Origin of the sequence: Pelotomaculum schinkii, assembly GCF_004369205.1 — a bacterium.
Taxonomy (GTDB): Bacteria; Bacillota; Desulfotomaculia; order Desulfotomaculales; family Pelotomaculaceae; genus Pelotomaculum_C; species Pelotomaculum_C schinkii.
Genome location: NZ_QFGA01000001.1, coordinates 2,131,881 through 2,152,054, shown reverse-complemented (window position 1 = coordinate 2,152,054; position 20,174 = coordinate 2,131,881). Strand labels below are relative to the sequence as shown.

Annotated in this window: 20 protein-coding genes and 1 riboswitch; of the genes, 12 read left to right on the top strand and 8 right to left on the bottom strand. The window is 47.6% G+C overall.

All coding sequences use genetic code 11. The features are described 5' to 3' along the window. Positions 1-94: 94 nt before the first annotated feature. The 4 genes from Psch_RS09995 to Psch_RS09980 all read right to left on the bottom strand — a co-directional run bounded on the left by Psch_RS09995 (position 95) and on the right by Psch_RS09980 (position 6,147). Positions 95-1,735 (bottom strand): S-layer homology domain-containing protein, encoded by a 1,641-nt coding sequence (locus tag Psch_RS09995; RefSeq protein WP_134217122.1) that lies wholly within the window; start codon positions 1,733-1,735, stop codon positions 95-97. 1,076 nt (positions 1,736-2,811) lie between these two features. Then, positions 2,812-3,885, bottom strand: coding sequence for a G1 family glutamic endopeptidase (locus tag Psch_RS09990; RefSeq protein WP_134217123.1), 1,074 nt, complete (start codon positions 3,883-3,885; stop codon positions 2,812-2,814). Between the two features lie 596 nt (positions 3,886-4,481). Then, positions 4,482-4,595, bottom strand: coding sequence for a hypothetical protein (locus Psch_RS21660; protein ID WP_427910094.1), 114 nt, complete (start codon positions 4,593-4,595; stop codon positions 4,482-4,484). A gap of 763 nt (positions 4,596-5,358) precedes the next feature. After that, positions 5,359-6,147, bottom strand: a complete 789-nt coding sequence (locus tag Psch_RS09980; protein ID WP_134217124.1) for a glycosyltransferase family 2 protein — start codon at positions 6,145-6,147, stop codon at positions 5,359-5,361. A 142-nt stretch (positions 6,148-6,289) separates the two neighbouring features. Here Psch_RS09980 and yabG point away from each other — a divergent pair, with 142 nt between their 5' ends. The 9 genes from yabG (at position 6,290) to Psch_RS09935 (ending at position 15,469) form a co-directional block, all read left to right on the top strand. Further along, complete coding sequence (yabG, locus tag Psch_RS09975; RefSeq protein ID WP_134217125.1) at positions 6,290-7,183, top strand: sporulation peptidase YabG; 894 nt, start codon at positions 6,290-6,292, stop codon at positions 7,181-7,183. 104 nt (positions 7,184-7,287) lie between these two features. Further along, positions 7,288-8,292, top strand: coding sequence for a chymotrypsin family serine protease (locus tag Psch_RS09970; protein WP_134217126.1), 1,005 nt, complete (start codon positions 7,288-7,290; stop codon positions 8,290-8,292). A gap of 97 nt (positions 8,293-8,389) precedes the next feature. Next, positions 8,390-8,806, top strand: a complete 417-nt coding sequence (locus Psch_RS09965; RefSeq protein ID WP_134217127.1) for a hypothetical protein — start codon at positions 8,390-8,392, stop codon at positions 8,804-8,806. A gap of 62 nt (positions 8,807-8,868) precedes the next feature. Further along, on the top strand, positions 8,869-9,273 hold the full coding sequence (locus Psch_RS09960) for a FliH/SctL family protein (RefSeq protein ID WP_134217128.1): 405 nt from the start codon (positions 8,869-8,871) through the stop codon (positions 9,271-9,273). Between the two features lie 379 nt (positions 9,274-9,652). Continuing rightward, positions 9,653-9,970, top strand: a riboswitch (cyclic di-AMP (ydaO/yuaA leader). Between the two features lie 52 nt (positions 9,971-10,022). Beyond that, complete coding sequence (locus Psch_RS21130; RefSeq protein ID WP_243124050.1) at positions 10,023-11,417, top strand: CAP domain-containing protein; 1,395 nt, start codon at positions 10,023-10,025, stop codon at positions 11,415-11,417. A gap of 189 nt (positions 11,418-11,606) precedes the next feature. Next, positions 11,607-13,154 carry a DUF3794 and LysM peptidoglycan-binding domain-containing protein gene (locus tag Psch_RS09950; RefSeq protein WP_190240063.1) on the top strand — a complete coding sequence of 516 codons (1,548 nt, stop codon included), beginning with the start codon at positions 11,607-11,609 and terminating at the stop codon, positions 13,152-13,154. A gap of 57 nt (positions 13,155-13,211) precedes the next feature. Further along, complete coding sequence (locus Psch_RS09945) at positions 13,212-14,294, top strand: SPOCS domain-containing protein (RefSeq protein WP_134217130.1); 1,083 nt, start codon at positions 13,212-13,214, stop codon at positions 14,292-14,294. 244 nt (positions 14,295-14,538) lie between these two features. Further along, positions 14,539-14,877, top strand: a complete 339-nt coding sequence (locus Psch_RS09940) for a YbaB/EbfC family nucleoid-associated protein (protein ID WP_282432442.1) — start codon at positions 14,539-14,541, stop codon at positions 14,875-14,877. Between the two features lie 22 nt (positions 14,878-14,899). Next, positions 14,900-15,469: a hypothetical protein gene (locus Psch_RS09935; protein ID WP_134217132.1), complete on the top strand. Its 570-nt coding sequence runs from the start codon at positions 14,900-14,902 to the stop codon at positions 15,467-15,469. Positions 15,470-15,808: 339 nt separating this feature from the next. On the opposite strand, the gene Psch_RS09930 is transcribed toward Psch_RS09935, so the two are convergent. Continuing rightward, positions 15,809-16,000: a hypothetical protein gene (locus tag Psch_RS09930; protein WP_134217133.1), complete on the bottom strand. Its 192-nt coding sequence runs from the start codon at positions 15,998-16,000 to the stop codon at positions 15,809-15,811. A gap of 101 nt (positions 16,001-16,101) precedes the next feature. Then, positions 16,102-16,341, bottom strand: coding sequence for a hypothetical protein (locus Psch_RS09925; RefSeq protein ID WP_134217134.1), 240 nt, complete (start codon positions 16,339-16,341; stop codon positions 16,102-16,104). A 316-nt stretch (positions 16,342-16,657) separates the two neighbouring features. On the opposite strand from Psch_RS09925, the gene Psch_RS09920 reads away from it, so the two are divergent. Next, entirely contained in the window at positions 16,658-17,104 is a 447-nt protein-coding gene (locus tag Psch_RS09920; RefSeq protein WP_134217135.1) for a DMT family transporter, read from the top strand. On the opposite strand, the gene Psch_RS09915 is transcribed toward Psch_RS09920, so the two are convergent. Both Psch_RS09915 and Psch_RS09910 read right to left on the bottom strand, forming a co-directional pair. Continuing rightward, positions 17,094-17,813 (bottom strand): ZIP family metal transporter, encoded by a 720-nt coding sequence (locus Psch_RS09915; RefSeq protein ID WP_190240062.1) that lies wholly within the window; start codon positions 17,811-17,813, stop codon positions 17,094-17,096. The two genes, Psch_RS09920 and Psch_RS09915, sit on opposite strands and share 11 nt — an antisense overlap. Before the next feature lie 174 nt (positions 17,814-17,987). Then, complete coding sequence (locus Psch_RS09910) at positions 17,988-18,548, bottom strand: L,D-transpeptidase family protein (RefSeq protein WP_134217137.1); 561 nt, start codon at positions 18,546-18,548, stop codon at positions 17,988-17,990. 142 nt (positions 18,549-18,690) lie between these two features. Here Psch_RS09910 and Psch_RS09905 point away from each other — a divergent pair, with 142 nt between their 5' ends. Both Psch_RS09905 and ispE read left to right on the top strand, forming a co-directional pair. Beyond that, on the top strand, positions 18,691-19,209 hold the full coding sequence (locus Psch_RS09905) for a hypothetical protein (protein ID WP_134217138.1): 519 nt from the start codon (positions 18,691-18,693) through the stop codon (positions 19,207-19,209). 61 nt (positions 19,210-19,270) lie between these two features. Continuing rightward, positions 19,271-20,152: a 4-(cytidine 5'-diphospho)-2-C-methyl-D-erythritol kinase gene (gene ispE / locus Psch_RS09900; protein WP_190240061.1), complete on the top strand. Its 882-nt coding sequence runs from the start codon at positions 19,271-19,273 to the stop codon at positions 20,150-20,152. Positions 20,153-20,174: the final 22 nt, after the last annotated feature.

The following is a 20,174-nucleotide window of genomic DNA, read 5'->3' as shown; positions in this document are numbered from 1 at the left end:
AACTGTTATCTATTTTATGGTTTTACAAACCTGGATATGTGTCGGATCGTTTTTAATTAAGGAAACTGCATCTATCTGAATATTATTTCATCAACTACTTTAGCATATTCGCAATAACTGTTACAGCCTCGGCTCTTGAAGCTTTATCTTGAGGCTTAAAAGTGTGATCGGGATATCCTTTGATTATCCCATTTGTAACAGTGGTGGCAACTGCTTCCCTGGCCCAATCCGAAATATCGATGCTGTCGGCAAACTGGGTTTCACCTGGTACAGGGGCTAGCTTGGTTGCCTTGACAATCATCATGGCCATCTGTTCACGGGTAATCAAATCATCTGGGCCGAATGTACCGGTGTCATAACCGTTGACTATCCCGTTGGCTGCTGCCGTGGCAATAGAGTCTCTAGCCCAATGACCGTTTGTAAATGTTTCATTGCTGTTCCGGGGCGCCAATTTGAAGGCATTTACCAGCAAGGTGACGAATTCAGCTTTGGTAATGGGGTTATTGGGCCTGAAGGTGAGGTCGGGATAACCGCTTATGCAGCCGGTTGCCATCAGTTTATTGATGTTGTTCTGGGCCCAGTGACTGTTGATGTCTGTTAAAGTCACTTGGTTATTTTGTATATTATTGCCAGTTGCTGCCGTATTGTCCATGGGGGCAATTGTGGCAGGGTCCTTGATGGAATTTACCCCCGTGGGTACTGGAGTAATGCCACCATCAACAGGTATGGTCTGGGTATAGGTAAAGAACTCGGTGAAGTGTTTGGTCCAGATCACCAAGTCGTTGCCGACATTGATTACGCCATCTGAACCGTCAGGTATGTTGAAATCCGCCCAGTTTTGATTATCCAGGTCGCAAATTCTGGTTATTTGGGTAAATACCCCATTGCGGTAATACCCCACGCTTTTGCCGGCCTGATCGGGTATAAGAAGCCTTACCGCTTTGTTGAAAGTTAGCGGCACATTGCCGCAGCCCACTTCAATGACCGTGTTTACTGTGGTATTCGTTAACGAAGACAGATATGAGGCCGCAATGTCGGGTTCAACTACAGGTAAGTAAATTGTGCCGCCCCAATCTGAAGGAGCGTTTATGGTTGTTCCTGCAGGTATCGCAACTTGCACCGGCGTTCTGTTTGTTGTTGTACGGACTGCTATGTTTATGGCCGGCAGGGCGCTGGTAGTGATGGTGCCGGATACGGGCTTTTTCATAAGTGCAATTACGTTGATTTTGTTGTCATTACCAATGTTCTGAACGCTAATCGTAACAGGGGTGTTCAGGTTCAATGTATCCTGGGTTATGGCTAGGTTTTTATGAAGTTCGTCAGCTATAATAACTGTTGGGGTGGTTATTGGTATGTCCATTGGCTGAAATCCACTTCCATGAGGCGCAAGATACGACACCGTCATCACGCGGCTGTCGTTCATGCCGGCTTTGACGGCAATGGCTTTGATGGTGGTTATGCAGTCCTCAGGGATAGAGAATACCCCTTTATACTTTGTACTGTTCATTGATGGTGTACTGCCGTCCAGTGTGTAGTAAATAGTTGCTTCCGGGGTAGTGGTCGTAAGTGTCACCAGGGTACCGGTTAGCAAAACCCAATTTTTTGCGATAGGTGGGGCTGCGGTTTCCAGTATGGGAGCAGTGGTTCCAGCCGCAGCGGGTTCAAACGAGCTGAAAGCCGTCACGCAGAACAGAACCACAGTTAAAACGGTAATGGCAGTTGCTTTCAAGCGCAAGAATTTTCACTCGCTTTCTTGATAGTATTCACTCACTACCTGCAAGGCAGTATGGCGAAATTCAGTTTCTTACTCTGACTTTTGCGCATTTAACCTATTTATCTGCTCTCTGGGAGCATGTAGAGCCTTTATTTCTATTTATAGTACACGGGAATATCATCCACCCTTTAAAAAAACTGAGATTGGAAACGTGCACTTGGTCTTTACTCCCAGTAGGCAATATACTTTTCCTACTGGGAGGCGTACATAGTTCCATGGACATCTTGTCATGTTGGGCCGTATAGTCACAAAAGGTTGCAAGCGGGGGCATATTATATGCTTATATTTTATTTTACTTCATGAAACAATCTCCTGTCTGATAAAATATCTTCTATGATAGTAGGAACCCAAGTAATGATATCGCTCAATAAAATCATTCTAAAAGTTTTGATTTCTAACAGCTTTTCACCCGGAATAGGGGTAGATACCCAGGTCGGAACGTGCCCACCGTAAGCGACCCCGGCTCCGAGACAAGAGAAAGTGTGGGCGGCGTGGTCCTTTTTTATTACTACACTAACCTGCTTTGGTGATGGTTTGACGTTGATATCAACTGATCAACGCTCAAGTTACAAAGATATGTTAAGTTGAAACACCATTTTGAGTTCGACCCTGCGAAAGTCAGTCGAACCAACGTCAAGTACCACACCGGTATAAGTGGAGCCCGGCGAATGGGAGAAACCGCGTAAAAACTGGTGTTCTTTATGGAGTTTCGGAGGAGCGTCAGCCGTCTCATGTTCAGGATTCGTCAAAGTAGATTATTAACATGGTATATAGTGTCATTAAGGGAGCATCAGCAGAATATACTGATAAAATCACGACTTTGACGATCTCCTAGTCTCATGTTAAATTTAATTAGTAATGAGACGTCTTTTCTGCATAGATTAACAATTTTCCCGCTAAAATCCAAATAGTCCCTAAACAACGTCATTGTGATTAGTTTTATTACTGCCAGTTTGCGAGTGGTAACATTTAAAGAATAGTATAGTCATTACTGACATCGTAAGATCTTTGGTAAATATTGATAGGTATCTATAAGTTTAAGGATTATGGATATAGCGATCAATAAAAGAAGTACTTGTTAAAAGTGGATCGGGCTGCGATATAATTTTTTGTCCATCATACATTGTTATTGCGTTATAAATATATGAACCTAAACTATTTATGTTAGTACTTCTTGAATCAGCGGCATAAGCATTTGTCCAGGTGATAGTACCGTAATCAGAAAGTGTTGTGTATGCCCCATTAACCACTGGACGCTCTTCTATCCATTCCACATAATAAGGATCATAGTAGAGATTGGCTGATTCAACCACAACAGGATCCCAAGTTCCTGTAGTTAAATTTGCAACAGAGTAACAAGCTAAATTTGTATCTTCATGATGCCATACACATACTTGAATTCGGTCACCGGGGTGTATGGGACTTGGTAGAGCAATCAATCTTTTATCAGTACCTGGAGCAAAATAATCATACCATCCATAATATTCATAATTATGCATCATCGTTCCTACTTGCTCTAACTTTCCGCTACCGAACATTCCACCAATACCAACCCAAGAACACTCATATGAATTAAGAACTGAATCGGGTTGTTCTGTAGGTTGTATAAATATACCTTGAACTGAAGTAAATTTAAATAAAGCTGCGGTGCCGTAATAACCAGACCAGTTTTGAGATGGATAATTACTAGCTGTTAAATTGCTGGTTGATATCTCATTAACTGCCATGTTATCTGATTTCTGTGATATGTGTCTAATTATTTTAAGCTTTGGTTCAGAAGAAGTTCTTTTATAATAAATTATATTATTTTGCCATTCAGTTAATCCTTTTTCATCCTTTGGTCTAGGAGGTAAGCAATATTCTTCAAGTTGTTCATCAGTTGCTGTAAGGGGATTAAATCCTTCCGGTGGGACGAGGTATTTGTTTTTTACACCATCAATGTAAAAAATATAAGCTTTGCCACCGTCTGGCAGTAATTCTATCTCTGAATAAGTTAATTCTATATCTGTATTATCAGGTTGCGTTGCTCCAGAGGCATTAGTTGCGCTCATAGGAGCAAGTATAAAACAGCCTATTATGGTCAAAGTAAGGCAAATTTTTTTCCAGTTCACTATATTTCATCCTTTCATTTAGTTTTTGTGTTTACAAAATTTGTAGTTTTTTTGTAAAGCATTCTTAATTTAAGGTTTAGCCCATTGGATTCACCCCATTCCATACTTAGGTGCGAGATTAAAAAACCTCCATGTTACATCATTGCAAGGCTTTTTAATTAACATTATTTATTTAGGTTCAATAGCCTGCTGTAGACGACAAATATATAACTAGCTATTTCCCGTGGCAAAATTCTTACTAGGTATGAGACGATTCCAAAACGCCAAGCCCTTGATAAATAAGGCTTCCAAGACATCTAAAATTGGCTTTACCTACCAGGACCACGTCAAAGTCACAAACAAACAGTTTAAACACCACTTAACTCCAAAGCACGTTGAGTATTCCAGCTGAGATTACGCAAACCGGAGGCAATGGATTTCACACCTTTTAATCGTAATAAGCTGATAACAAGGTTACGTATAGTAGCAAAAACACGGAGAGCAGAGCCGGTCCGGATATGCGAGCGGTCTTCATCAAAGGTTACATCACGCACCAGTGCAGGGAATTTTCAATAGACCAGTTTCCAACAGATATCCACTGTCTGCTTTATCCGGAGCTAAAACCGCTGGTTGTTAACAACAAAGATTAACCGTTTTGCTTTTTGCGCTTGTGACCAGCCAATCCATTTTTCACGGTGGCTGCTTTTAAAGGGGGAAGCGCCCCAGCCAATCAGCGCAACGATCGTTTAACACGGCTACGTATTTGAGCGTCTTGCCGGTCAGTGTCGGAATCCCAGATAGTGATGCTCATTCACTAAGTCGTTCCATTGCTTTTCCTTCATCGGCTGTAATGGGCCGAACGATCAGAACATTGAGATCATAACTTTGAGATATATAGGTATTGTCCGGTGTTGTTCTGGTGACGAGTTAATATTTGCCATGGCCCCCATTTATATGGAGCCTCTCACTCTTGTTTCCAATGTCTGAAGAGCGCACAGCTTCGCTTTAGCCCTTACCAATCAATTCTAACATTGGTTTTTTCAGTAAACATTGTGTATTTCATTATACAACCTTAAACGTAATATAACAATATAAAATATAACATAAAGTATTTTAACGTGATTCGCATTGCAAGTTCTACCCACAGCATTAGGCCGTACGTGACAAAACTTAATTACCTTGTCATACGGTTAACATTTTGTAAATAAAAAAACAGCTCTACCTTGTTTTCTTAAAATGTTCCTGGTGGAGCCTGGAGGTCTTTTTTAATCAAAGCGGTGCAGAAGGAAGTCTTGACGGTCAAGGTTTCCTACCCAGCGACTACGGACCTAAAGATGTGGATAGCTAAGCAGCCTTGAGCAGTGGATAGATCCATATGAAATGCTCTTATGCAAACTACTATGTTCAATTTCAACGAATGCTGCCATTTATATTTAAAAAGGGTGAAGCCGGCGTATTCTGGCCGGCTTCACCCTTTTGTCTGGAGCCTGATTACTATCCACCCAGATAATTGTCTAAAATGTCCCAGCGCCTCTGTGAATGGTAACCGTCGTACTCCACCTGCCCGCAGGCGCGGCGGCGTTCTTGGCCGTGGTAAACGTTTATGGCTTCCATGCAGTCCCCGATGATTGTTTCGGCAATAAGCTGGGCATGACGGGTATTTTTGCGGGGTGAACCCAGCTCTTTATGCGGCACCCTGGTGCCGACATGTACCTTCAAGCCTCCTTTAGCGGCCAGAGCCAGGGAAACCGGTGGAATGGCCAGCTCACGCAGTGGAACAGACAGCAGGAGCCGGCGGGAGACCGCGTGTGGGCCGTGGCTGGGTGAAGCTGTGCCGAGGCTTTGTTCCAGCCCCAGAGTCTGGTTCAGTTGGTAACGGACTTTGAGGACATGGTTGGCCAGGTGGGACAGGTCTTTAATGTTTTCCCCCGGGTAACAGTCGGTCAGGGCCATGTCGGCGCCCTTGCCAACTATGTCGGCAAGTTCCATTATTTTTTCAGAAATATTTCCGTCCATATCGCCGTCTATAAACAATACTGTGGTGGCCCCCCTTTCCAGCGCTGCTTTTGCCCCAATCGCCCGCGGGATATCAAACCCAAGGGTTTCTGTGAAGTGCAAGGGCAAAATTTTTCCTGTCAGGATGTGCCGGACGATGTTGTAGGAATTATCGTTGCTCCCGTTAATGACTGTAATAATCAGTTCAGCCGGAATGGACAAAAGGGTTTCAATTGTCCGTTCCAACCTTTTTTCCTCATTTTTGATCGGCACTACAGCAGCCAGCATCTTATCACTCCCGTGTTTTTAAAAACCGGTTTCTTAATGTGTAATATATGGAAAAATTAATGAAAAGTTACCGACCTTGCACTATCCCAATACCATTACTCCCTTCATATGATATTAGAAAAACCTAAAAGGGGTATTGGTCATGGAGGAGTTTCATAAGGGAGATGTTGTGGGGCGCAAGTCTTATGGTGTAGACATTTATTTTAAAATCATAGATTTTTTTGAATACAGTAACGGGAAGAAATTCGCCAGGCTGAAGGGAGTATATACAAGACTCTGTGCCAGCGCCCCTATGGAGGACCTGGTCAGGATAGACCCAGGCGCACAGATGTCCCGTCTACGGGATGTTACTTTGAAGAGTAATGAGCAGATGGGCCGTATTTTTGCCCGGCGGCAAAGGGAGCGTGAACTGTTTTGGGGCAGAGCGGTGCACAGCGACAAGGAGCCTCCCAAGAAAGAAAGCAAGGTGGAAGGGTTTGATATACCTGGTACCGTCCTCCATATCGACGGTGACGGGGATTACCTGGATTTGTGTATGACTACTTACAAGCAGCTCAGTATTCCCGCCGATGGCTACAATATCCCTGAGGAGAAACAGCCTGAGGTGGTGGAGGACCTCCTAAAAAAGCATGCTCCCGACATGCTGGTAATTACCGGGCATGACGGTTTTATAAAGGGACGTGAGAATTTTAAAGATATAGATAATTACTACTCCTCCAAATATTTTATGGAAGCGGTCAAAGTGGCTCGAAACTATGAGAAAAGCAGGGATGACCTGGTTATTTTTGCCGGCGCCTGCCAATCTCATTATGAATCTCTGCTAAAAGCAGGCGCCAACTTTGCCAGTTCCCCGCAGCGTGTGATGATTCACGCCTACGACCCGGTTTTTGTAATGGAGAAAATCGCCTACACCTCCATATATGATCCAATTTCTATTAAGGATATCATTGCGGGGACCATTACCGGGTTTGACGGCATCGGCGGGATGGAATCACGAGGAAAATTTCGGTTGGGTATACCTGTTTCACCATATTAGGCCGCGTACCCCTTTTAAGACTCATGCATATGATGGTGCAGGGGCAAAAATTCTAGTTCGAAAGGCTTTTCGAACAACCTTTATCAATTAAAGGGGGTTTGCGCATGGAACGGTATTTTAGGGCGCTAAACAAAACGCGCGATAAATTGTTGCGCCTTCAGAATGTTGTCGGCCTTGGCATAGGGCATAAGGAGATTGGATCGGAAAACACCGGAGAACCGGCCTTTATTGTTTATGTGGAAAAAAAGCTGCCTGTTGAAAACCTCATGCGTGGTCATGTGGTGCCTGAAAAAATAGGCGGGCTTAATACCGATGTGGTTGAAATAGGAGTTGTCCGCGCGCTTGGAGTCAGGACTTCAAGGGAAAGACCGGCTCAGCCGGGAGTGAGCATAGGACACTACAAGTCAACGGCCGGTACTTTTGGAGCGGTGGTTAAAGACAAGCAAACCAAGGAACTGATGTTGTTGTCCAACAACCATGTCCTTGCCAATGGCTCCAGCATTCAGGAGGCCCGGGCCAAACCCGGAGACCCCATCCTGCAACCAGGTCCATACGATGGAGGAACGCTCAAAGACCGCATAGGTACACTTTTGCGTTACGTTCCCCTGGAGAAAAGTGTTGCCAGGTCGGATTGTCCGGTGGCCTCGTCTGTGGCGCGGGGGGGCAACTTCCTGCTCAATATAGTCAAAAGGGACTATGAAATCCGGTTTTATAAACGCTTTAGTACTGAGAACACGGTGGACTGCGCGCTGGCTAAAATTGATTCAATAGACCTGGTAGCGCCTTCTATTCTTGAAATAGGCGATATCACGGGAGTGGCGGAGGCTAAGCCGGGCAAAAAGGTGCAAAAAAGCGGCAGGACTACCGGCCTTACCAACGGAGCTATAAAATCGGTCGGCACAGTGCTGCAGGTCGAGATGGACAAAGATGAGAAGGTATGGTTTTCCGATCAGGTTGTTACCGAGTTGATATCCCAACCGGGTGACAGCGGAGCTTTGATCCTGGACCAGGAACGGAAAGCGGTGGGCTTGTTGTTCGCAGGGTCGGATAAGTTGACCATTTTTAACCGGATTAGCAATGTGATGGATCGCCTGGGATTTGAATTTTAGTGTTTGTGAAGGTCAGGCAAGTATTAAAGTTTTGATTTAAGCCGCCTCACCTTTAGGCCATCCCGGCCATATATTAATAACCGAGGAGGCTTACCATATGGTTTACCGGTCAGTTTTCTCAGGCGACGCTGCCTTGACTTTTTTGGGAGAAAACATTCCAGCGATTGGTCCCAAATTTAATAACAGAGAAGAGGCCATAGCGGTAGCACGGCAGTATCTTGAAGGGATACATCAGATGTCTGGTAAAGGCCGTGAAACACCTGTACAGATTTCCCTCAACAGGCAGGCTGACGGCCGGTATTCCCTGGTGGTTATGGGTTCCAGGCAGGTGATTGGTAAACTAAACAACCTCGATGAACTGTTATTAAAGAGGTTTCGAAAAGGGCTGAAGAAAAAATTGTTTATTCTGACCTGTTTTGTCGATGGGGCGGATGGACAGGAGTGTCTGGTACTCACAGAGGGTTTAGGAGCGGTTTTTTACACCCCCAATGCAATCAAAAACTGGCGCCCGTAAAGGCGTTATCCCGATGCTATGGTTTGAACAGGAATTAAGCGCATCGGTAAAGGGCGGTGACCATGAGCAATAACATATCCGGTGGTTTCGAAAAGAGCTTTGCTCGTGGCTGTCAGGAAAACCACCGGCTTGGTAAAAAGAAATTAACTGAAGAAGCATATCTGGCCGGCAAGAACCTTGGCTATAACCTTGGATACAACCAGGGTTTTGAGTCCGGTTATGATAAGGGTTATGCTGAAGGCAGCAACCTTGGCTATAACAATGGGTTCGTCGCGGCGCTGCGAGGAGACGGGGAGGACGCTCTCCAGACCGACAGGACACCTGAGATACAGGTCCTTGAAACCATACGGAAACTGATCACCGGCGGACAGGCCAGAGTGTTCCTGACAGGTCCTTCTGCGAGAGATGCCGAAACTTTATTAAAGATCCTGAATATTGAAGCTGCGGTTGTCAACCGCTTCCAGTAAAAGCAGGTTTGGAACTGCTATGAAAATACCTGAATATGTTGAGAGAAGAATAAAAAAACCATTGAAAATCTGAATTATCCTGTATAGATCAGATTTGTTTAGCTTTTATAAGCCAGGTTGCTACATTTTAACATCTATTTCTAATTAGGTGTTAATTTGAAAGGTCAGTAGTTAAGTACCTTAGTTGCTAATATTTTAGGTCTTGAACTAATATTACCGGCTTTGCCATCGCGTTCCTTTAGCAGGTATAGTAGGCTGTACAAGCATTATCTTGTTCATGCCTATTTTTTTTTACCATGTTAGTCGCAGGCCCGGCAGCTGTAATTGGCAAGGGCGCATAGCGCAGCTTTCCAAATAACCAGCTAACTGGCGCTTGATGACTGAATAAAGGCCGAATCTCAATAAATTTGGGTACGGAGGAACCAATTTCAGGGGTGAATCCCATTGAGTCGTGCGCCAAGACATGAGAAAAAGGAAATGAGACATTAGACGAAAGTTGCGGAAAGCGGAAATTCAAACAGCCAATTAAGCGGGTGTTGGAGGGAAAATGACAGGCGCTCCGCTGTCTGCGGCAAATGTCCCAACGGCTGCATTACCACCCGGCTTCCCAGATCTCACGTCCCACCTCTCAAAGGGTAGGTTTATTCTTTTTACCGAACCCGTCAGCTAACTCCGGAGGCACAAAGAAAGGGGAAAATCAACTCATGAGCTTCCAGTCAAAAGGCCTAAGGCCGAGATCCTTAGTGTTTATGTTCCTTTTTGCCTTGCTGCTGACCCTGGGCTTAACGGGAACAGCCCTGGCGGCAGACGTCTATGTCCCCCTGACTACCGATGAATCGCAGATGGTTGACCTGATCAACCAGGTCCGGACGAACGCCGGTCTGGCGAAACTCACGGTAAATCCGGCGCTTTCGGGCCTGGCCCGGATAAAAGCCCAGGACATGGCCTCCAACGGTTACTTCAGCCACACTTCGCCTACCTACGGGTCTCAGCAGGATATGATGAAGGCCGCTCAGATCGAGTTTGTTTACGCGGAAGAAAACATTGCCAAAGCTCCAACTATCGGTTCAGCCTTTAGCGCGCTGCAGAATTCAAGTACAACGCGGGCCAAAATGCTGAGCAGCAATTTTGACCAGGTTGGAGTTGGGGTGATCACCAGCGGTAATTACAAGATTATCGTGCAGATGTTTGCCGGAGGGAAGAAGGTAGTTACCACTCCGTCACAGCCGCCGGTAGAATCCCCGGCGCCAACGGACAGCGGTCTGACCGCCGACGAGCAGCAGATGCTTAATCTGGTCAACCAGGAGCGGGCAAAAGCGGGACTTAAGCCCCTGCAAAGCGACCCGACCCTGGTCAAACTGGCCCGGATGAAAGCCCAGGATATGATTGACAATGGATATTTCAGCCACACTTCGCCCACCTACGGTTCGCCGTTTGATATGATGAAGAAGTATGGGGTGCAGTACAGCTACGCCGGAGAGAACCTGGCCGGAGCTTCCACGGTTAGCAGCGCTCACGCAAATTTAATGAACTCGTCGGGGCACCGGGCCAATATCTTAAACAGCAACTACACCAAAGTGGGTATTGGGGTGGTCAGCGGGGGGCCCTACGGCAAGATGTTTGTACAGATGTTTATCAAGCCGGTGTCAGGTTCTCAGTCAACCCCAACTACGCCAACTACACCCACAACACCCACAACACCCACAACACCCACAACACCTACAACACCCACAACACCCACAACACCTACCACGGACAGCGGTCTGACCGCCGACGAGCAGCAGATGCTTAATCTGGTCAACCAGGAGCGGGCAAAAGCGGGACTGAAGCCCCTGCAAAGCGACCCGACCCTGGTCAAACTGGCCCGGATGAAGGCCCAGGATATGATTGACAATGGATATTTCAGCCACACTTCGCCCACCTACGGTTCGCCGTTCGATATGATGAAGAAGTATGGCGTGCAGTACAGCTATGCCGGAGAGAACCTGGCCGGAGCTTCCACGGTTAGCAGCGCTCACGCAAATTTAATGAACTCGTCGGGGCACCGGGCCAATATCTTAAACAGCAACTACACCAAAGTAGGGATAGGTGTAGTCAGCGGAGGCCCTTACGGCAAGATGTTTGTGCAGATGTTTAATGGCTAGATCCGGCCGCCCCTTCTTAGGGCTCAGATGAACGTACCCTTTTTTTACAAAAAAGAGTAATAATTAGCAGCGAAAGAAAGAGGACCTGGTTCCTCTTTCTTTCGTTTTTTCGTTTACGCTACGTTTTTAGCACTTTTTTGAATCACCCTCATATATTAGTATAGAAAAGTTTTGAAAGGAGGAGTAAATATGGCTGGAACCGAACGGCTTAAAGTCAATCTGGTCCAGGGTGAAAATAGAGTCCAGACCGTAGTCAAGGGACAGATTGAAGTTCCTGAAGCGAAGCCGGATGTAGAAAAAATTCTGTCAAAAACAGCAGACGCCAAAGTTAGAAACGTTAGTGTTGTCCCCAACAAAGTTATTGTAGAAGGAACACTCTCTATACAAGTGACCTACGTTGCTTTTAAGCCGGATCAGTCTGTCCACTCATTCGATGACGACTTGAATTTCACGACCTATGTGGATGTGCCGGGCGCCGAACCTGGAGATGACTACTTTGTTCAATTTACAGTCGAGGATGTGAGCCTGACTACCAGCAGAAGGAACCCGCGTAAATTTGACGTTGCAGCAGTATTGAGTACATTTGCAAAAATAACCCAAGTCGATGAGATGGAGATACTTACCGAAACGCCTGCAGGAAATGTGGCCCTGGAGACTGCGGATCTTACGGTTGAGCACCTGATTGGGGACAAAGAAACCAAGCAGATTATTGTCAGTGACGTATTTGAAGTACCTGAAGAAAAGCCGGAAGTTGAAAAAATCCTCAAGGTCAAGGCGGAGGCTGTAATAACCGATAAGAGACTGGTGGCCAACAAGGTCATTGTAGACGGCGAGGTCAGACTCCAGATCCTTTATGTCGCATTCGAACCCCGGCAGTCGGTTCACGACCTGCACCATACCATCAGATTCAGTGCTTTCGTGGAGGTCCCGGATGCGCAGCCAGGTATGAATGTCCACGTGCTGGCAGAGGTTGAAGCAGCGGATGTAGAACCGGTAATCGACCCTGCGCTGAGGGCGGACGTTATCATCAAGCTAACCGTGTTTGTTTCTGAAACAAGGACTTTGCATGATGTCCCAACCCTATTAAAGAATGAGGAAGGTTATACCAAGAGAAAGCTGAAAGTAGACCGCGAAATCGGAGCCGGGGACACCCAGGTGGTGTTGAGAGAAAGTATTGCAGTTCCTGAGTCGAAGCCCGACATAATGAAAGTCCTTGATGCAATTGTCGACCATGCTGAAATAACCGATACCAAAATACTTAAGGGCAAAGTTATCATCCGTGGCTACGTAAATGTGGAGATTGTTTACGTGAGCACCGAGCCTGACCAGGCTGTGCACGCCTTGCACCAGCAACTTAATTTCCGTACCTTTGTCATCGTTGAGGACGCCAAGCCGGACATGGATGTCGACGTAACAGTTGAGCCGGAGTTCGTAAGCGCTGACCAGGTTGGCGTGGATGTCCATACCGAGGTCGTGCTGAGCGTATCGGCAACCGTTACCGAAATGATCCAGCAAGATGTCTATGTGCCTGAGGAAGTGGTACCAACAGTTACTCCAACCGAGACCCCCTGTCCGCCCATTGATTATGTCGTTAGGGCCGGTGATACCCTTGGAAAGATTGCGGCTGCTCATAGAGTAACTGTTCCAATGATCCTGGAGCTAAATCCACAAATAACCAACCCGGATGTCATCGAGGTGGGTCAGGTTATCAAGATCCCTTGCCCGGCCATGGGCTGAAATAGCGAAGGTCAGTTGGTTTTTTAAAATAATCAAATATAAGGAGGTTTAACGAGAATGTCTGTGCCATTTCAGTATCTTTTCACCGAGACCCAACCGGCGACGTGCATCGAAATCAAAGTTCCGGTTGTCATTGAGGCAGTTGACGTTGAGCAAGTTGTAGAAAGTACAATGACCCTTCCCGAACTTGCAATTAAGGTAGACAAAATTCTTGCTTCTATACGTGACCTTAGGGGAACAGCGGTATTCGTTGATGAAAACGTATCTGGTGATATCGTTCTAGTGCCACTTGGAGGCATACCCGGCGTTTTGAGAGAATATACGGTCAAAAAGGTGATTGTCAGCGGCACCATCCACAAGCAGATTTTCTTTGTCAACAAGAATAATGAGGTCAGACACACAGCCGAAGACCTTCCTTTCACCAAGCTTGTTGAACTGCGGACTCCCAGGAAAATTTCCAACAGGAACGATGTCTTTATACAGTTCCACAATATCGATGTGGATATCAACTGGGAACTCCAGAGAGCCAGCCGGCTTCACCAGACTGCTGTTGTCCAGCTTACCGCCAAGGTAGTGGAGGACCGCCAAATCTTTGTACAGATCTGCCCCAGACCGAGAGAGTGTCCGCGGGGGAACCTGGCCAGGGATCCCGGCCTGGAAATCTGGGCGGACGCTGCTCACCCGGTCTTCTGGGGCGCCAGCAATGTAGCCCAGACTACCGTTTCCCATGCCGGCGCCTTTGCAGCTGAGATTGGTCGTCTGAATCCACTATTACCGGGGTCTCTGTTCCAGATGGTGACCAGGGGCATCGTGGGCGGGCGCCAGTACCGGCTCACCTTCTGGGTAAGAGAAGATGTTTTCGGCGCGGGGGTCAGCGATTTCTCCTTGACTGCCGAGGTTGTGTTCTTTGATCACAATGGTATCCAGGTTGGTATTGGAACCCAGACCGTGGCCAGTACAGGAATTCCTGAAACATCTTACAGCCAGGTCCAGTTTGTCACCCCGGTTACCGGTACAAACGTGGCCTCCGCTATGATCCGTTTTGCCTTTACGCCGGGTTCTACCAATACCAATACGGTCAAAATCGACGACGTGATGCTGGAGTGCGTTCCGCTAACACTTGGCGAGGCCCAGATATAAGGACGGAACTTGCGAAAAGACTTATGTTAGGATATAAGAATCTTTTGGGACAACTGGCTGACCCCCGGTGTTAATACTGCCGCCGGGGTTTGGCTGTATACGCCGGGGATTTCAAGGTACGCTGCAATGGCTGGCGCACCAGCTATTGCAGCCACACTCCACATCTTATTTGACATGCAATTTTAAATTGTCACTAAATCAGCAGTCTCCAAGCTGTTGAAGCTGTTGGAAAGCAGCTTTTTTTTTGCAGCAATTAGTTTTTGAAAGGGGGCTTTCGTGTTTGATTAATAACATGGGCGCACTGATTGAAAAAGTGCAAAAGATGCAGCAGGAACTAAGAAACATGACCATAGAAATAAGCGAAGAGGGAGGAGCCTGTAAGATTGTTATCAACGGGCATCAGGAAGTGCAGGACATTAAAATTGCACCATCCCTGCTGCGTCCGGAGCAGGCCGGCGTATTGGAGTCTTTAATCCTAAAAACCGTAAACAAAGCTATTGTGGAGTCAAAAAATATTATTAAAAGCGAGGTAAGCAAAATGACCGGAGGAATGAATTTCCCCAATATTCCGGGAATGTTTTGATTGTCGCTTAGGAGGGATTGATATGACGGAAGGCGGCGCCGGTCCTGGCGCTCTTGAGGATTCTGTGGTCAGGATACTTGAACATCAGACCAAATACGGCATTGATCAGGATACCATGCTGATTTATTTGAGTTCTGTAAACTTAATGAGTATATTGAATCTGCTTAACCGGCGTTACGGCGGCAGCGCCGGCATTGCCCCGGCAACGCTTCCTTTACCTCCGTTGATGGCCGGGACGCCGCAGGCAGGAGGCCCGCCGCTGGAAAACATGCTGGGTGCGCTGCTAAAAATGCTGGGTTCCCAAAGTAATGGGGATTCCACGGGGCAGGGAATAAACCCGGCCACATTGCTCAATATGCTGGCGGCCCTTAGTCAAAACGTTGACCTGGGCAAGATGATGGGAATGCTGTCAGGTTTGATGTGCCCTCCCGGTAAAACGGCGGCAAGCCAGCAGCAAGATACCGCAGGTCCATCCTGCGGCAGTGAACTAGGTCCTGCCAAGCCGGGTTTCAAGGAAATTGATAAAAGCAGGGAAGACGGAGGTGAAAAGAGAGAAGTACCTAAGATCATGAAATGGGACCAGCTTAAATAAAAAAGGGGGCGCCTAAGGGCCTGTTGACAAAAGGGCTGAGCGTGAAGAACGCTCAGCCCTTTTTCAACAGGCCCTTAGCAGGCGTCTTTTTTGATCGCAGGTCGTAAGGTCATCTACGAATAAATTCGCAACTACATTTTAAAAGCCAGTCCACGTTTTTGCCTCAGTATGGTTTACCATGCAGGGAGCCGAGCCGGTAGAGTTTATGATTTTTAAGGTTGTGTTGATTTGATTCAATAGAGCTACGGCGCGTTAGCGCCATATTGGATCAGCCGGAGGCAAAGAACGTCATTATGATAAACAACTTGCACATCTAATAACGGTGTACTTTTAAGCGTTTTACTGGTTGCTGTTGTGAGGGGTTTGGTCTTTTATTTTAAGTATGGTTTCGTGAAAATTATCAAGGCCGTTTTTAATGCTTTTTACCGCTTCGTTTGTGACTTGGAGTATGGACATCATGACTTCCAAATTCTGCTCGGTCTCAGGGTTGTTTGCCAGTAAAAAGAGGATCGGGTTTACTGCCTGTTTCATTTTGACACCTCCACAAAAAAATAAAAAGCCGGACAAGAACGGCAGCCCGGCCGGTAAGCCCTCTCGCAGGACTGCTCGTTGCGGTTAAAAGTACAGGTCGATTATTCCGGGGGGTGGGCCACATTGTCCTCGGCCGTTTGGGATTGGCTTGCTGCGTTTGATTTATTATCTGCCAGATTCATCATGAGCGGCGCCATATTGGCTTGAAATGTCTCAAGGCCGTTTCTAATGGTCATTACGGAATCTTTAGCTGCCGTCAGGAAGGAACTGAGGTTTTCCAACTTTTTCTCAGAGTCGGGGCTTACTGCCAGCATCATGAGTATAGGCAATAAACGGTACAAGATGTACACAACTCCTTTCATCTCTTGATGCGGTATGCTGTTTGGTTTATTTTATGTTGCCGAAATCATTTCTGTTACACCACATGTCTGTGCATGTGCCAACGGCATGGCGACCTACTCTGAATACGAGGTGTGAATTCATTCGCACAATAGTTATGTTAGATGCCCAGGTCCGGCGCTGGCGCGCCGTGTGCGATTAAAATCGCACGGTGTTTTCATGATACCTGGCGCCGCGATAGCGGCGTGTGGTACTATCCGGGAATAAAGGAGGGACTTAAGGAGAAAATACGTTAAAAAGGTTGTAGAGGAGTCAATTATGGCGCCTAAGTTCTTACCTCTGATCATTGCTGCTCTTTCCGGGGTGGCTATGGCTATCCAGGGCACATTAAATTCTGCGCTCGGTAAAGTAGTTGGTTTATGGGAAACCACCTTTATTGTTCACCTCATCGGACTCCTGCTGGTTGCAGTCCTCTTGTTTGTCTGCCGTATGGGAGACGGCTGCCTGGCCCAGATACCCCAGGCTCCCTGGTATACCTACCTTGGTGGTATTCTGGGCGTCATAATTATATATTGTGTCGTCAGGGCTATTCCCAAGATAGGGGTGGCTCCAGCCACCACTGCCATCGTCCTGGCGCAGGTCCTGACAGCGAGTTTGGTGGACCACTTCGGACTTTTTGGCATGAACAAAATACCGTTTAGTCTTTATAACCTGATCGGAACTCTGATGATGGCCGGAGGCGCCTGGCTGATCCTTAGGCAATAAAGCTAAGGGCCATGATTAAGATTAAACCCGCCAACATGCCTGTATAGGCCAATGGCTTATTGCTGCGGCGGGACTCAGGAGCCAATTCTCCAAGGACGATATAGGTCATGGCCCCTGCGGCAAAGGCCAGGAGCAGTCCGATAAAGGTGTAGGAGGCTGCTACCAGCTCCAGTCCAACAAAGGTGCCGAGCGGTGTCACCAGGCTGATTATGGCGTTGAGCGCCAGTACCCGGCCGGCCCCCATACCCCCGTACCTCAAAGGAGCAGCCGTGGCCATCCCCTCCGGGATGTTGTGGAGTCCGATGGCCAACACCAGGATTGGTCCCAATCTTTCCGCCGCGGCAAATCCTGCGGCAATAGCAAATCCCTCCGGGAGATCATGCAGGGCAATTCCTGCGGCAATGAGGTAACCCATTTTTAAATAGCCCCTGCCTCTAAAAAGAGAAGGGGCCAAAATATTGAGCCCCAGGTCCAGGAAAGCCATGAGAAGGATGCCGCCGGCAAAACCCGTTAGGGTGGCGGCAAGGCTGCCATAATGTAAGGACGAGGGCAGCAGGTCAAAAATAATAACGGCAGTCATAATGCCGGAGGCAAATCCCAGCATTAGAGAAATAGAAGCGGGTCCCAGGCGGCCGAAGGCAACAACAAGGAGGGCTCCCAGGCAGGTTCCCAACCCGGCAATTAGCCCCAGTAACACAATCTCTCCCAAAACTGCACCAGCCTTTGCAAATAGTGTACTGTTCGATCATATTAGGCGGTGCAGGACAGTAGACCAAAAACATACGTACTAATCAGTTTTGCAGCCCATTATAAATCCGAGTGTATCGCAATGGTAAAGGTCATAGTTAACTGGTTCTCGAAAAGCCGCATACTCACACGTCTCTTAAGCCGGTATAATCAGGACCTGGCCCGGGTAAATCACATCCGGGTTGGCGATCAGGTTCACAGTAATGAGTGATTCCAGGCTTTTGCCATATTTCTGCGCAATCTCCCACAGGCTTTCCCCGGCCTGCACAATATGCTTGCGCTGTCCTCCCTGCGCGGCGCCCGTTAGGCTCTCGGTCTTTGATTGGACTGTCCCGGCTGAAATTTCTACTGCCGTGCCAATCATCACCCTTGGGAAAAGTTCTTCCACATCCTGGTTGTACATGCGAATACACCCGTTGGAAACATAACCTCCAATCGACGGAGGATTATTGGTTCCGTGGATACCGTAATTCCCTCCCGGGACAGACAATCCCATCCAGCGTGTACCCAGGGCTCCGCCGGGGTACATGATCTTCTCTCTAACGCTGTAGCTGCCGGTTGGTGTAGGTGTTGAAGGTTTCCCTACTCCAACCGGGTAGGTATTTACCAGGCGCCCTCCTTCGTGAAAACCAAGGCGGCGGGTGGCCAGGTTTATGGTTATATAACTGCCGTGGGCACGCATTAATTTATCAGCCATTATAGCCCTCCTATCAGAGGTTTGATTATCTTTATTCTATGAGAGGGAAATAGCATTGAGCATCAATGACAACTAAAAAAAATTGTATCATTTGCCTAAATAAGGTTAATAATAACCTTAGGAATAGTGATGGAGGGATGTCATGCTTAATTCTGGAACTGAATGGCTAAGCATGGAGTTTTATTCATCAATCCAAAAGTTTGTGGACGAATACCGTCAGGGTCCGGATGCGCCAAGATCCCGCCTGTTGCGCCTGGCCGGCCTCAGGGAACTGGTCCTGCAAGCTGCCGGCCGTTTTGGCTACGAGGTGGTTAATGCGGACAGCCAGCAAGAGTTATATCCTGCCGGCAGGCTTAAGGGCCGGGTTGTATACTACAGTGTTTATCCTGATAACGCTGTGGTCAGGCGGCATCTGGGAGCAGGAGGGATGGCTGTGTTTATCCGTGAAGGCAAGGTGCTTGTCGCAAACGGCTGCCGGTCCAGGACGATTACCAAAACAAAAACACATCCCTGTAACGTTTCAGACGCAAACCGGCTGGAAGATGCCCTGGCTGCCGCTGCAGGGCTGATGGTCCTGGGCGTGCGGCCGGAAGAAGTTTGGCGTTGCAAAGGCCACCAGAACCAGGATTTTGCATACCCGGAAAAAATCAAGAAATTGTGAAGGAGATAAGAGGATTTTCGGTCTTTTAAGGCTAACTTAATACACGGGAGATGGTGCCCCAGTGAGTATTAAAGCCCGAGCCAGGGCTAAGATAAACCTTACCCTGGAAGTATTAGGTAAAAGACCGGATGGCTACCACGAAGTGGAAATGGTTATGCAGTCAATTGAACTGCATGACTACCTTGAGTTTAGCCCAACACCGGGAAAAATAACCCTGACGGTCGAAGGAGACGGCTTGCCTGCCGGCGCGCAAAACCTGGTGTACCGTGCGGCCGACTTACTGCGCGGCCACAGGGGGATCCGGCAAGGAGCAAGCATCCACCTCAAAAAATACATACCAGTTGCGGCCGGTTTGGCCGGAGGTTCGGCAGATGCCGCGGCTACCCTGATTGCTTTAAATAAGATGTGGGGGACAGGTCTCTCCTTGCTAGACTTAATGAAGCTTGGGGAGCGGTTGGGTTCGGATATACCATTCTGCCTGTTGGGGGGCACCGCGCTGGCCCGCGGCAGGGGGGAAAGAGTGGAGCGGCTTCCAGCTTGTCCCGGTCTGGGTGTGGTACTGGTTAAACCCCCCTTTGGACTATCGACGGCGCATGTTTACCAGTCTTATAAACGGGAAGTAAGCGTCGATAAACCGGATCACCGGGGTATGATTAACGCAATTGAAAAAAACGACGCCCGCGCTATTTGCAGCCACCTGGTCAATATGCTGGAGCCGGTGGCGATCCAGCTGCAGCCGGCGATATCGGTAATTAAAGCAAAATTGCTGCAAGCGGGGGCCCTGGGTGTTCTGATGTCAGGCAGCGGACCTACCGTATTCGGACTGACTCCGGACCTGGACACGGCCCATGCTGTCGCGGCCCGTTATAACCGGCGGGATGAGCAGGTGATTGTCACCAATATATTAAACACTGGCAATAAAGCGTATATTTCTTGCGATTAACAATAACCGAGAGTAAAATATA